Raw genomic sequence first — 13,015 nt, 5'->3', positions numbered from 1 at the left:
TTCGTCAGTCGAGGTTGGGGCGCAACAGCCGCGTCGCACGGTCATGGTCGACGCCGATGCGCTGCGCATAATCGTCAAGCTGATCCTCACCGATCCGCGCGACACCGAAATATCCCGCCTGCGCGTGACCGAAGTAAAAGCCGCTGACCGCGGCGGTCGGCAGCATCGCGAAACTCTCGGTCAACTCCAGCCCGACGTTCGCCTCGGCGTTCAACAGGTCGAACAACGTGCACTTGAGCGAATGTTCGGGGCACGCCGGATAGCCCGGCGCCGGGCGGATGCCGCGATACTGCTCGCGCACCAGCGCTTCGTTGGTCAGTTGCTCGTCAGGCGCGTAACCCCATAGATCGGTGCGGACATGCTGGTGCAACCGCTCTGCGAACGCCTCTGCCAAGCGGTCGGCCAGCGCCTTCAACAGAATGTCATTGTAGTCGTCGTGTGCCGCCTTGTACGCCGCCAGATGCGGCTCGATGCCGTGGATACCGACCGCGAAGCCGCCGATCCAGTCGCCCGCGGGATCGATGAAGTCGGCCAGGCACATGTTGGCGCGGCCTTCTCGCTTGGCGATCTGCTGGCGCAGGAAGGGCAGCCGGGTCGAATGCTCGTCCCGCCGGTCGAGATTGGGGACGCTGAACCCCGCCGGGATGGCCGCGCCATCGGGGCTGCGGTGCGCCTCGGCATGGCGATCGTGTACCCAGACGTCGTCGTCGTGACGGTGGCACGGCCACAGTCCGGCAACACCGCGCGCGGTCAGCCACTTTTCCGCGACGATGCGGTCGAGCATCGCGCGCGCGTCCTCGTACAAACCCGTCGCGCTCTCTCCGACGATCTCGTCCGACAGGATTGCCGGATAGGTTCCGGCAAGCTCCCAGGCGCGGAAGAACGGCGTCCAATCGATATAGCCGACCAGATCGGCGAGGTCCCAATCGTCGAACACGTGAACGCCCGGCTGCTTCACCGCCGGCGCCTTCATCGCCATGTCGGCCTTGAACCCGCGGCGGCGTGCCTCGGCGAGCGGCAGCAGTGCATTCTGCCCCTTGCCCTCGCGTGCGTCGCGTACCGCTTGATAATCGGCCGCGATCTGCGTGACGTACGGGTCGCGCTGCGTATCCGATACGAGCGTCGTCGCGACGCCGACCGCGCGGCTCGCGTCGAGCACGTGGACAACCGGACCCTGATAGGCGGGCGAGATGCGCAGCGCGGTGTGGACCTTGCTCGTCGTCGCGCCGCCGATCAGCAGCGGCATGGTCATGCCTCCGCGCTGCATCTCCTCGGCCACCGTCACCATCTCGTCGAGACTTGGCGTGATCAGCCCCGACAGACCGATCATGTCGGCGTCATTCTCGTTGGCCGCCTCGATGATCTTTGACCACGGCACCATCACGCCCAGGTCGACCACCTCGAAGCCGTTGCACTGGAGCACGACGCCGACGATGTTCTTGCCGATATCGTGCACGTCGCCCTTGACGGTCGCCATGATGATCCGGCCCTTGCCCTTGGCGCCCGGCTCCTTCGCCGCCTCGATGAAGGGCAGCAGGTGCGCGACCGCTTTCTTCATCACGCGCGCGGATTTCACCACCTGCGGCAGGAACATCTTGCCCGATCCGAACAGGTCGCCGACGACGTTCATCCCGTCCATCAGCGGCCCCTCGATCACCTCGATCGGCCGCGCGAACGCCTGGCGACACTCCTCGGTGTCATCGACGACGTGCGCGTCGATGCCCTTTACCAGCGCGTATTCGAGCCGCTTGGTGACCGGCAGTCCGCGCCACTCCGCCGCCTGCTTCTCCGCGACCGCGTCGGTGCCGCGATAGCGCTCGGCGAGTGCGACGAGCCGGTCGCCCGCTTCGGAATCGCGGTTGAGCACCACGTCCTCGCACGCGGTGCGTAGTTCGGGGTCGATCGTGTCGTAGACGTCAAGCTGGCCCGCGTTGACGATCGCCATGTCCATGCCCGCGGGGATCGCATGGTACAGGAACACCGAATGCATCGCGCGGCGCACCGGCTCGTTGCCGCGAAACGAGAAGCTCAGGTTCGAGAGCCCACCCGAGATATGAACGTGCGGGCAGCGCGCCTTGATCTCTCGGCAAGCCTCGATGAAGTCGACGCCGTAATTGTTGTGCTCCTCGATCCCTGTTGCGACCGCGAACACGTTGGGGTCGAAGATGATGTCCTCGGGCGGAAAGCCGATGCCGGTCAGCAGCTTGTACGCGCGCTCGCAGATCTCGACCTTGCGCGCTTGCGTGTCCGCCTGCCCCGTCTCGTCGAACGCCATCACGACCGCGGCGGCGCCGTAGTTCATGCACAGTCGCGCGTGGTGGAGGAACGCCTCCTCGCCTTCCTTCATGCTGATCGAATTGACGATCGGCTTGCCCGACACGCACTTCAGCCCGGCCTCGATCACCTCCCACTTCGACGAGTCGATCATGATCGGCACGCGCGCGATGTCGGGTTCGGCGGCGATCAGCTTCAGGAACGTGGTCATCGCCTCGACCGCGTCGAGCAGGCCCTCGTCCATGTTGACGTCGACCACTTGCGCGCCGTTCTCGACCTGGCTGCGCGCGACCTCGACCGCGCGGGTATAGTCGCCCGCCATGATCATCTTCTTGAACGCCGCCGACCCGGTGACGTTGGTGCGCTCGCCGACGTTGACGAAATTGGCGGAGGTGTTGGTCATCGTTGGTCTTCGTGTAGCCCTCTCCCCTCCGGGGAGAGGGTTGGGTGAGGGGTTTGTGTCTCACCGAGGGCTGCGCTTCCGGGCACCCCCTCTCCCAACCCTCTCCCCGGCGGGGAGAAGGCTGTTGCGCATCACGCCGCCATGAAGAACGGCTCCAGCCCGGCGAGCCGCGTGCGCACCGGTGGCACTGGCACGGTGCGCGGTGCCAGCTTACGCACGCCTTCCGCGATTGCGGCGATATGCGCGGGCGTCGAACCGCAACAGCCGCCCAGCACGTTGACCTGCCCGGCCTCGGCCCACTGCCCGACCAGCCCTGCGGTCGTTGCCGGCGCCTCGTCGTACGCACCCAGTTCGTTCGGCAGACCCGCATTGGGATAGACCATGATCAGCGTGTCGCAGATCTCCGACAGCGTCTTCACATGCGGGCGCAGCTGCTCGGCGCCGAACGAGCAGTTGAGCCCGATCGTCAGCGGGCGCGCGTGGCGGATCGCATGCCAGAATGCCTCGACGGTATGCCCCGACAGGTTGCGCCCCGACAGGTCGGTCAGCGTCATCGACAGCATGATCGGCAGATCGCGGCGGAGCGCCGCACCAGCCTCGATCGCCGCCATCACGCCCGCCTTGGCGTTCAGCGTGTCGAACACCGTCTCGATCAGCACGAAGTCCGCGCCGCCCTCTACCAGCGCGTCGATCTGCTCGCGGTACACGTCCTTCAGGTAATCGAAGTCGATCTCGCGATAACCGGGATCGTTGACGTCGGGGCTGAGCGACAGCGTCTTGTTGGTCGGCCCGACCGCGCCCGCGACGAAGCGGGGGCGGCCGTCCTTGGCGGTGAACTCATCGGCCAACGTCCGCGCCAGCCGCGCACTCTCGACGTTGATCTCGCGCACCAGACCTTCGGCGCCGTAATCGGCCTGACTGATGCGATTGGCGGAGAAGGTGTTGGTCTCGGCGATGTCCGCCCCCGCCTCGAAATAGGCGCGGTGGATCGCGGCGGGGACCTCGGGCTTGGTCAGCGCGAGGATGTCGTTGTTGCCCTTCTGATCGTGGCCGAGCGACAGCGTGCCGACGTAATCGGCCTCTGACAGCTTCCAGTTCTGGATCTCGGTACCGAACGCGCCGTCGGTGATCAGGATACGTTTGGCGGCTTCGGCGTTGAAGATCTCGCGCACGCTCATGCCGCCGCCCTCGCCGCTTGCTCACTGCCCGCGCGGACGCCGAGCAGGTGGCAGATTGCGAAGCTCAGCTCGGCCTTGTTCATCGTGTAAAAGTGGAATTGCTTTACCCCGCCGGCATACAGCTTGCGGCAGAGCTCGGCAGCGACGGTCGCGGCGACGAGCTGGCGCGCGGCGGGACGATCGTCCAACCCCTCGAACAACCGCGTCAGCCACGCGGGCATGTCGGTGTTGCACATCGCCGCCATCCGCATCACGCCCGCGACGTTCGCGACCGGCATGATGCCCGGCACGATCTCGGCGGTGATCCCCGCCGCTGCCGCCGCGTCGCGGTAGCGGAAGAAGGTGTCGGGCTCGAAGAAGAATTGCGTGATCGCGCGGTTCGCGCCGGCGTCGATCTTGCGCTTCAGGTTGTCGAGGTCGGCCGCGGCGTCGCTCGAATCGGGGTGGCATTCGGGATATGCCGCAACCGAGATCTCGAACGGGTGCAACCGCCGCAGCCCCGCCACCAGCGCCGCCGCATTCTCATACCCGCCCGGATGCGGCGCATAGCCGTCCGCACCCGCGGGCGCGTCACCGCGCAGCGCGACGATATGGCGCACGCCCGCTGCCCAGTATTCCTGCGCGATTCCGTCCAGTTCCTCGCGCGTCGCCTCGACGCAGGTGAGGTGCGCTGCCGCCGGCACGTCGGTCTCGCGCGCGATCCGCGCCACCGTCGCGTGGGTGCGGTCGCGCGTCGATCCGCCCGCGCCGTAGGTGACCGACAGGAAGCGCGGGGACAGCGGCTGAAGCGTGGCGATCGATTGCCATAGATTCTCCTCCGCCTTGTCGGTCTTGGGCGGCGAGAACTCAAAGCTCACGTCGATATCGCCGCCCACATCGGCGTAGAGCGGGCCGTCGTGTGCCAGCACCGCTTCGTTCACCTGCTTGGTCATGCTGCCTTCACCTCGCCTGCGCGCCCCGCCTGGCGCCCGAGCCACAATTTCACTGTCAGTTCGCCGCCCTCCAACGTCTCGATCCGCGCAGGCATCAACCCGGCGGCGGCAAACCAGCCCTCGATCTGCGCGTCGGAGAAGCCCAGTCGCGTGTGCGCATCCTGCGTGCGCAATTCCTCGCGATCGTGCGGCGCGAAATCGGCGATCAGCAACCGCCCACCCGGCGACAGCACCCGCGCCGCTTCCGCGATCGCGGCACCCGGCTGCTGCGCGAAGTGCAGCACGTGGTGGAGGATCGCCACATCCGCGCCGCCATCACCCAGCGGCAATGCGTAAAGATCGGCCTGGCGCAGCTCGGCATTACCCAGCCCCTGCTCGCCGAGCTTCGCGCGCGCCAGCCGCAGCATCTCCGAACTGCGATCGATGCCAAGCGCCGTCGTCGCCGCACGCGCGAATAGCTCGATCATCCGGCCCGTGCCCGTGCCGATGTCGATCAAGCGCCCGATCGGCTCGCCCGCCAGCACGCGGACCATCGCCGCCTCGACCTGCTCCTCGGCGATGTGGAGCGAACGGATCGCGTCCCACTCGCGTGCGTGGCTCTCGAACCAGCCCGCCGCCGCCGCCGCACGATCGGCGCGCACTGCCGCGAGCCGAGCCGCATCCGCGCTCGCCTGTCGGTCCGACGCGTCCCATGCATCCAACGCTGCAAGCACCGGCGCAACGCGCGCCTCGTCGCCCAGCGCGACGAATACCCAACTTCCTTCCTTGCGCCGCTCGGCTAGCCCTGCGTCAGTCAGGATCTTGACGTGCCGGCTGACACGCGGCTGGCTCTGCCCCAGCACCTGTGCGAGCTCGCCGACCGACAGCTCCATTGTGCGCAGCAGACAGACGATCCGCAGCCGCGAACTGTCGGCAAGGGCACGAAAGATGTCCAGCGCGGCGTCCATGGGATCGAGATATAAAGATATCTTTATATGCGGTCAACGAAGTCCTGTACCGGAGCCAAGCGCCGGCTTGCGGCGTTGGCGCGTTCGATCAACGAAGGGGACAGGTCATTAAGCTCGTCATCGCACTCGCTGCCGCCACGCTTTCACTCGCCGCGTGCAGCCAGAAGGCGCAGAACGAGAGTGCCGAGGCCGCCAACGCGGTCGCTGCCGACACCAGCGCCACGACAGCCAATGCGGTGAACGACGTGCAGGCGGCGAGCGACGCCGCACTCGACAATGCTGCCAATTCGATGGACCGCGCCGGCAACGCCGCTGCCAACACCGCCGATGCGGCGACCGATGCCACCGGCAACGCGCTAAGCGACACCGGCAACGCGATGCGGCGTTGATGCGACGGTTCTTGGCGGCGGCAGGGCTGGCAGCGCTCGCCGCCTGCTCGTCGCCCGACCAGCCTGGGCAGCTGACGGCCGATCAGGACCAGGCGCTCAATCGCGCTGCCGAGATGCTCGACGCCAATAGCGTCGCGCGGGAAGATGCCGGCGACAATGCCGCCGTGGAGAACGAACAATGACCGACCTTCGCCGTCTCGGCGCGTCCGATCTCAAGATCCCGCCGCTGGTGCTCGGCGGCAACGTGTTCGGCTGGACCGCCGACCGCGACGCGAGCTTTGCGGTGCTCGATGCCTTTGTCGACGGCGGTGGCACGATGATCGACACCGCGGACGTTTACTCCGCCTGGGTGCCCGGCCACCACGGCGGCGAATCGGAAACGATGATCGGCGAGTGGTTGCGCACCGGCGGCAAGCGCGACCGCGTGCAGATCGCGACCAAGGTCGGGATGATGCCGAGTGACGGCGGCGAGAAGCTGTCGCCGGCCCGTATGGCCGCCGCATGCGACGCCTCGCTCCGGCGGCTCGGCACCGATTATATCGACCTGTATTTCGCGCATCAGGACGATGACTCGACCCCGCAGGACGCGGTGGCGGAAGCGTTTGCCAAATTGGTCGAGGCGGGCAAGGTGCGCGTGCTCGGCGCGTCCAACTTCCACGCCGCACGGTTGAAGTCGGCGATCGAGGGCGCGCGCGCCGCGGGGCTGCCGCACTACCAGGTGCTTCAGCCCGAATATAACCTCGTCAGCCGCACCAAGTTCGAGGGCGAGCTGCAGAGCTATTGCGTCGAGTACAACATCGGCGTCGTACCCTATTACGGGCTCGCCTCTGGCTTCCTGACCGGAAAGTATCGCTCCGCCGACGACCTGAACAAGAGCGTGCGCGGTGGGCGGATGGCCGAGCTTCTGGAGGGCAAGGGGCAAGCGATGCTCGCCGCAATGGACGACGTGGCGGAGGAAACCGGCGCGACACACGCGCAGCTCGCGCTGGCGTGGCTGATCGCGCAACCCGGCGTCACCGCGCCAATCGCGAGCGCCACCTCGGCGGAGCAGATCGCCGACCTGCTGCCCGCGATGGACCTGCGTCTCAGCGACGATCAACTCGCCCGCCTGACCGACGCGGGCGTTTGATCGCGCGATCGGTGGCAGCCGCCGGCGGGCTGCTGCTCGCCGCGCTCGCCGCCACACCCGCGTTCGCGCGCGGCGTGCAGGCGTGGTCGCAGCTTCAGCTCACCGGTCGGGTAGCGGACGGCTGGTCGCTCGCCAGCGACATCTCGGGCCGGAGCGCGACGGACAACCGCGAACGGCAATTGCTCGTGCGCCTGCAAGCCGGCCGCGCGCTGTCGGACAAGGCGACGATCTGGCTCGGCTACGTTCGTGCCGAAACGTTCAACCACGATCGCCGCAACGGTTTCGAACAGCGCGCCACGGGACAGCTCGATTGGCGTGCCGGCGCGCTCGGTCCATTCGACCTCACACTGCGCGCCCGTGCGGAAGCGCGGTTCTTTCGCAACAGCGGCAACATGGCGTGGCGACTGCGCCAGCAGGTCCGCCTGACGCTGCCGATCAGCGACATGGTCGAGATCTCGGGCGCGGCCGAGCCGTTCGTGACGATCAACCGCAACAGCGACGCGCCGCGCACACTCGACCAGCTACGCCTGACCGCGACGCTGTCGACCGAACTGACCGATCAGGCGACACTCAACGTCGCTTATTACAACGAGCACGTGTTTCGCCCCGAACGGACCTACGTCAACCACATCATTCCTGTGACGCTCGCCTGGCGGTTCTGATCCTCTAACGGGCCGCCGTCACCTGCGCCGCCGCGGCATCGTCGACGATCGGCAGCAGCACCGAACTCGCCTGCGCACCACCCCAGGTCACGCGCTGCGTCGCAGCCTTATAGTCGCCGGGTTTCGCGTTGAAGATGTTGGGTACGAACGTCTGCGGATTGCGGTCGTAGAGCGGGAACAGGCTCGACTGCACCTGCACCATGATGCGGTGGCCCGGCAGGAACACGTGGTCGACGTTCGGCAGCGCGAAACGGTAGTTCTCGACTTTCCCCGGCGTCAGCTTCGCGGGTGTCGCACGTCCGTGAACGTAGCGCCCGCGGTAGATCTCGATTCCGATCGGCAGTTGGTAGCCGGTCATCGCGGGCTTCGATCCCTGGCTCGCCGGCTCGGGCAGCGTGTCGGGATAGACGTCGATCACCTTCACCACCCAGTCGCTGTCGCTGCCGCTGGTGGCGGCGAACAGATTGACCTCAGGCGCGCCCATGATGTGGACCGGCTTGTCGAGCGCGCCCGTCTGCCAGTCGACCACGTCGGGGCGGCCGGCGACGAAACGCTGGTCGCGCACCAGCCACGTCTTCCACTGGTCGCCGTCGCCGATGTCGATCGGGCGCGGCAGGAATGGCACCGGGCTGGCGGGATCGGACACGTAGCTGGTGCTCCCCGCGCCCGCCGGCTTCGCGAACGAGGCAGTGCCGTTCGCGCCGAGGTAGAGCGGCGTCGGCGTCCCCATCGGCCACTTCGGCGACACCTGCCACCGGTTCGCGCCCGTCGCATAGGTCAGCACCGGCGGGATCGCGGCGGGCGTGCCGCGCAGATAATGGTCGAAGAACGGCTTCATGTAGCGCTGACGGAACTGCAGCGCGGTATCGCCGTCGAACGTCAGCGCGCCCAGATCATAGCCGTAATGGTTGACGCCCGAATGCCGCCACGGCCCGATCACCAGCGACACCATGTTGTTGGCCGTGTCCTTTGGCTCCAGCGCCTCGTACACCGCGGGCGCGCCGTAGCTGTCCTCCTGGTCCCACTGCCCGACCACCAGCATCGTCGGCACGGTCAGCGGCCGCGCCGCCATCCATTTGTCGACCGCCTGCAACGACCAGAAATCGGTATAGGCCGGGTTCTCCATCACCTTGCGCATGGTGGGGTAGTTCTCGATCCCCCATGCCCGCGCATAGTCGCCGATCGAGCCTGCGTTCAGGTAGGTGGTGTAATCGTCCCCTGCCCCGCGCGCGATCTTCGCGCCCGCGTCGCCGTGGCCGGTGCTCATCTCCACTGCGTAGTCGAGCGTCCCGACGCGAAACGCGCCGTTGTGGAAATCGTCGTCGCCGATCCAGGTGTCGACCATCGGGCTCTGCGGCATCGCGGCCTTGAGCGCGGGATGCGGATTGATTTCCGCCATCAAGGTGGTGAAGCCCAGGTAGCTGCTACCGATCACGCCGACCTTGCCGTTTCCCTCGGGCACGTTCTTCACCAGCCAATCGATCGTGTCATAGGCGTCGGTCGACTCGTCGATGCCGGTCGAGTTGAGGGGCCCCGATAGCGGCCGCGTCATGACGAACTGCCCTTCCGAATGGTGCATCCCGCGAATGTCCTGATAAACGCGGACATAGCCGTCCTCCACGAACTCCGCGTCCATCACCGGCAGGATGTCGACCAGCCGCTGGCTCGCCGTACGCGCGGTGGACCCGGCCGCGTCATAGGGCGTACGCGACAACAGGATCGGGCCGTTCCGCGTGCCCTTCTTCATCAGGATGACAGTGTACAACTTGGTCCCGTCGCGCATCGGCACCATCACCACGCGCTTGATGTAATCCGCCTGCGCGCGGACCTGATCGTAGGACGCGACCACATCGGGGGTCATCGGGGTCACGCGCTCCTGCGCATGTGCGACAGTAGCGGTGGACAGCGCGAGCGCGGCGAGCGTGAGGCGTGGCGTCATGCCGAAGGCGTATCGCGTCGCCCGCGCCCCCGCAACGCGGCGATGAACGACTTGGCGACACAATTGTTTACACGCCCGAACTAACCCGGGAACCCGCACGCTGTCCGACCTCACCGCACGTATCCGCGACAACATCGTCCTGTTCGGCGCACTGGCTGCCAACCTGGGTATCGCGGTGGCGAAATTCGTCGCGGCCGGCATGACCGGCTCGTCGTCGATGCTGACCGAGGGCGTCCACTCGGTCGTGGACAGCGGCAACCAGGTGCTGCTGCTCTACGGCCAGAAACGCGCCAAGCGCCCCGCGGACGCCGCCCACCCGTTCGGCTACGGGCGCGAGCTGTATTTCTGGGCGTTCGTGGTCGCGATCCTGATCTTCGCGATCGGCGCCGGCGTCTCGGTCTACGAGGGCTATCTCCACATCATCGAGCCGGAGGCGCTGACCGATCCGACGATCAACTATGTCGTGATCGCAATATCCTTCGCACTGGAGGGATCGTCGTGGTGGATCGCGCGGCGCGAGTTCAAGGCGTCCAAGGGCGATCTGGGTTGGTGGCAGGCAATCCACCAGTCGAAAGATCCCGCCGGCTTCATCGTGCTGTTCGAGGACTCGGCCGCGCTCGCCGGACTGGTGATCGCTGCGATCGGCGTATGGGCGAGCCACGCGTTCGGCGATCCGCGGATCGACGGTTACGCCTCGATCGCGATCGGAATCGTTCTCGGCATCGTCGCGGCGCTGCTGGCGCGCGAGTCGAAGGGGCTGTTGATCGGCGAGCGTGCCGACCCGCAGGTGGTCGCGCGCGTACGCGAGGCAGTCGCGGCGCACCCGGCGATCACCGCGGTCAACCACGTCCGCACGATCCACACCGCGCCCGACAGCATCTTCGTTGCGATCAGCGCCGATTTCGACGACAGTCTGACGATGGGTCAGGGCGAGATGATGATCGAGCAGATCGAACAAACGCTGAAGAAGACGGAACCGCGATTGTCCTCGATCTACATCCGCCCCGAAAAGGCGAGCGACGCGATCTCGGACGGAGCCGCCGCGCGATGACGCTGTTTAACCGGCTCGCCGGCGCCATCGGTGCCATGCTGCTGCTCGTCACTGCATTGCCCGCGCAGGCGGCGGTGACGATCACCTTCTGGAATCGCGATTTCGGCAATTACTTTCCGCACGCCTTCTTCATGCTGCGCGGCGCGCCCGATCGCGGCGGGCCTGCGGTCGACGCGAGCTACGGCTTCACCGCGCAGTCGGTCACCCCGGCGCTGCTGTTCGGCAACGTCAAAGGTCGCGTCGAGACGCCCAAGCTCAACTACATGAACGGCAGTCACGTGCGCTTCGCGGTCACGCTGACCGACGCGCAATATGACGCGGTGCTGCGGCTGATCGCGGGGTGGAGCGAGAAGACCGGCGACAGCACCTACAATCTGGGCAAGCGCAACTGCGTCCACTTCGTACGCGAAGCGGCACGGGCGAGCGGTCTCGACGGCCTAGATCATCCCAAGCTGATGAAGAAGCCGAGTAGCTTCCTGCTCGCGGTGGAGAATGCCAACGTCGGCCACGTCAGCGTGATCGACAAGGTCGGGAAGGATTATCTCGCCACGCTCCCCCAGATCGACGGCGTCCGCCCGATCGACGCCCCCGTGTCCGACCCCGGCACGATGAAGGGCAAGAAGCCCGACACCGAATAGCGCGGTCGCTTTACGCCGGCACCAACTCCAACACGTCGAGCGTCGATTCGAACGCCGGATACGGTTGCGCGACACGCCAGTGCGCCGGCCCAATCCGCTCGACCCAGCCCGCGACATCGCGCGTCGCGTCGCGCCCGTACCGCATCGCGCCCCGCTCGTCGCCGAGCGCGATCGTGCCCAGGAACACCGCCCGTGCTGTGTCGTGCGGATAGAGGGTGCCGATCATCCGCTGCGATCCGGTCAGCTTGGCGAGCGTCACCTCGCCTCCTTCGACGGCGACGCGGCAGCGAAAGAACGGGTAGGCGACATAATCGAGCCCGCCGATCGTCTTGGCGCCGAGCTTCACCGTGCGGCAGCGGTAATCGCCCGCGGGCGGCAGCGGATCGGACAGTGCCGTGTCATAGGCGTAGAGCGATGCGTCGGCGTCGATCCTGGCCCCCGCGCCACTGCCGCGTGCCTTGCCGAGCGCCGCGATCCAGGCGGCGCGCCATTCGCGCAGCCGGTGGCGGTCGGCCACCGTCGCGACCGCTCGCCAGCCACGCACGTCACCGACTGATTGCGCGGCCGGCTCGTCCGCGGCCGACTGAACGGTCGTACCAGCATCTCCCGCGCCACATCCACCGAGCACCGCCAGCACCAGCACGGCGCAGGCGAGCCGCTTGGCCCTCACGCCGCAGTCCAGCCGCCGTCCGCGGACAGGTTCGCACCCGTGATCGCCTTTGCCTCGTCGCGGCACAGGAATAGTGCGAAGGCGGCGACCTGCTCGGGCGTCACGAGCTCCTTGGTCGGTTGCGCGGCGAGCAGCACGTCGTTCATCACCTGCTCGCGCGTCAGCCCGCGCGCCTTCATCGTGTCGGGGATCTGGCTCTCGACCAGCGGGGTCCAGACGTAGCCGGGCGAGATGCAGTTGACGGTGATGCCGTGGGTCGCATTCTCGAGCGCGACCGCCTTGGTCAATCCAGCGACGCCGTGCTTGGCCGCGACATAGGCGGCCTTGTTGGGGCTGGCGACCAGACTATGCGCGCTCGCGGTCGTGATAATCCGTCCCCAGCCCTTCTCGCGCATCAACGGCACCGCCGCGCGCATCGCGTGAAACGCGCTCGACAGATTGATCGCCAGGATCGCGTCCCATTTCTCGACCGGAAAGTCGTGAACCGGGGCGACGTACTGAATGCCGGCATTGTTGACGAGCACGTCGGGACCGCCGAGTTCGTCGTGGCAGCGCGCGACCATCGCCACGATCTCGTCGGGCTTGGTCATGTCGGCCGCATCGTGGAGCGCACGTGCGCCGCTCGTCGCTTCGATCTCCGCACGTGCCTGCTCGATCGTGTCGGCCTCGCCGAAACCGTTCAGCATGACGCTCGCGCCCTCAGCCGCCAGCGCACGCGCGATCGCGAGGCCGATGCCCGAGGTCGACCCGGTGACGATCGCGCTCTTACCCTTCAGGAACATGGCCCTCTCCTCCTAACCTGC

At 67.0% G+C, this 13,015-nt stretch carries 13 protein-coding genes; 6 read left to right on the top strand and 7 right to left on the bottom strand.

Features of this window, described 5'->3' with window-relative positions; translation table 11 throughout:
• Positions 1–4: 4 nt before the first annotated feature.
• The 4 genes from metH to HRV97_RS01920 all read right to left on the bottom strand — a co-directional run bounded on the left by metH (position 5) and on the right by HRV97_RS01920 (position 5,734).
• A complete protein-coding gene (metH, locus tag HRV97_RS01935) occupies positions 5–2,677 on the bottom strand; it encodes a methionine synthase (RefSeq protein ID WP_174192006.1) in 2,673 nt (890 codons plus the stop codon).
• Positions 2,678–2,808: 131 nt separating this feature from the next.
• Entirely contained in the window at positions 2,809–3,855 is a 1,047-nt protein-coding gene (locus tag HRV97_RS01930) for a homocysteine S-methyltransferase family protein (RefSeq protein WP_174192005.1), read from the bottom strand.
• Entirely contained in the window at positions 3,852–4,787 is a 936-nt protein-coding gene (metF, locus tag HRV97_RS01925) for a methylenetetrahydrofolate reductase [NAD(P)H] (RefSeq protein WP_174192004.1), read from the bottom strand. Before metF ends, HRV97_RS01930 begins: the two co-directional genes overlap by 4 nt.
• A complete protein-coding gene (locus tag HRV97_RS01920) occupies positions 4,784–5,734 on the bottom strand; it encodes an ArsR/SmtB family transcription factor (protein ID WP_174192003.1) in 951 nt (316 codons plus the stop codon). Before HRV97_RS01920 ends, metF begins: the two co-directional genes overlap by 4 nt.
• A 236-nt stretch (positions 5,735–5,970) precedes the next feature.
• On the opposite strand from HRV97_RS01920, the gene HRV97_RS17315 reads away from it, so the two are divergent.
• Genes HRV97_RS17315 through HRV97_RS01900 form a run of 4 tightly spaced genes read left to right on the top strand, consistent with a single transcriptional unit; the run spans position 5,971 to position 7,914 of the window.
• A complete protein-coding gene (locus HRV97_RS17315; RefSeq protein WP_246248479.1) occupies positions 5,971–6,123 on the top strand; it encodes a hypothetical protein in 153 nt (50 codons plus the stop codon).
• Positions 6,120–6,305: a hypothetical protein gene (locus HRV97_RS01910; protein ID WP_223176542.1), complete on the top strand. Its 186-nt coding sequence runs from the start codon at positions 6,120–6,122 to the stop codon at positions 6,303–6,305. Before HRV97_RS17315 ends, HRV97_RS01910 begins: the two co-directional genes overlap by 4 nt.
• Entirely contained in the window at positions 6,302–7,252 is a 951-nt protein-coding gene (locus HRV97_RS01905; RefSeq protein WP_174192001.1) for an aldo/keto reductase, read from the top strand. The genes HRV97_RS01910 and HRV97_RS01905 overlap by 4 nt, the downstream gene beginning before the upstream one ends.
• 11 nt (positions 7,253–7,263) lie before the next feature.
• Positions 7,264–7,914 (top strand): DUF2490 domain-containing protein, encoded by a 651-nt coding sequence (locus tag HRV97_RS01900; RefSeq protein WP_174192000.1) that lies wholly within the window; start codon positions 7,264–7,266, stop codon positions 7,912–7,914.
• A 4-nt stretch (positions 7,915–7,918) separates the two neighbouring features.
• Here the strand turns inward: HRV97_RS01900 and HRV97_RS01895 are convergent, their stop codons facing one another.
• Complete coding sequence (locus tag HRV97_RS01895; protein WP_174191999.1) at positions 7,919–9,853, bottom strand: CocE/NonD family hydrolase; 1,935 nt, start codon at positions 9,851–9,853, stop codon at positions 7,919–7,921.
• Between the two features lie 100 nt (positions 9,854–9,953).
• Between HRV97_RS01895 and HRV97_RS01890 the strand changes: the two genes are divergently transcribed.
• Together HRV97_RS01890 and HRV97_RS01885 are read left to right on the top strand one after the other, a co-directional pair.
• Entirely contained in the window at positions 9,954–10,904 is a 951-nt protein-coding gene (locus HRV97_RS01890; RefSeq protein WP_174192612.1) for a cation diffusion facilitator family transporter, read from the top strand.
• Positions 10,901–11,542: a hypothetical protein gene (locus HRV97_RS01885; RefSeq protein ID WP_174191998.1), complete on the top strand. Its 642-nt coding sequence runs from the start codon at positions 10,901–10,903 to the stop codon at positions 11,540–11,542. The genes HRV97_RS01890 and HRV97_RS01885 overlap by 4 nt, the downstream gene beginning before the upstream one ends.
• Positions 11,543–11,552: 10 nt before the next feature.
• On the opposite strand, the gene HRV97_RS01880 is transcribed toward HRV97_RS01885, so the two are convergent.
• Positions 11,553–12,212 (bottom strand): DUF4893 domain-containing protein, encoded by a 660-nt coding sequence (locus HRV97_RS01880; RefSeq protein WP_174191997.1) that lies wholly within the window; start codon positions 12,210–12,212, stop codon positions 11,553–11,555.
• Complete coding sequence (locus tag HRV97_RS01875; protein ID WP_174191996.1) at positions 12,209–12,994, bottom strand: 3-hydroxybutyrate dehydrogenase; 786 nt, start codon at positions 12,992–12,994, stop codon at positions 12,209–12,211. The genes HRV97_RS01880 and HRV97_RS01875 overlap by 4 nt, the downstream gene beginning before the upstream one ends.
• Between the last annotated feature and the right edge of the window lie 21 nt (positions 12,995–13,015).

Source organism: Sphingomonas hominis (assembly GCF_013328205.1).
Lineage (GTDB): Bacteria > Pseudomonadota > Alphaproteobacteria > Sphingomonadales > Sphingomonadaceae > Sphingomonas > Sphingomonas hominis.
Note: the sequence above shows the minus strand (reverse complement) of the source record. Positions and strands in the feature narration are given on the sequence as shown.